The sequence below is a fragment of the Psychroserpens mesophilus genome, from assembly GCF_050617655.1.
Classification (GTDB): Bacteria; Bacteroidota; Bacteroidia; order Flavobacteriales; family Flavobacteriaceae; genus Psychroserpens; species Psychroserpens mesophilus_A.
On the sequence record NZ_JBODQC010000401.1, the window covers coordinates 1 to 246 of the forward strand.

1 protein-coding gene is annotated in these 246 nt (G+C 75.6%); it reads right to left on the reverse strand.

The window, feature by feature from the left end; translation table 11 throughout:
- The coding region (locus tag ACRHNM_RS17770; RefSeq protein WP_431137969.1) for a hypothetical protein at positions 1-246 on the reverse strand (246 nt) is incomplete at both ends.

The following is a 246-nucleotide window of genomic DNA, read 5'->3' on the forward strand; positions in this document are numbered from 1 at the left end:
TGCCTCCCTTGCCGCCCACGTTTTCATACTCCACGCGCTCGGCCGCGCCGCTGGCCACCAGGGCCGCGCCCAGCGCGCGGCCGGTCTGGTCCCAGCCGCCGCCGGCATTGGCCGGAATGACGATGCGCAGGCTGGTCGCCACGCGCTGGGCGCTGCCGGCCGCCCGTGGCGCATGGGCTGCAGGTGCTGCCGCTGGCGGTGCGGCATGGGCCAGAGGAGAGCACAGCATGGCCAGGGCAGCGCCCT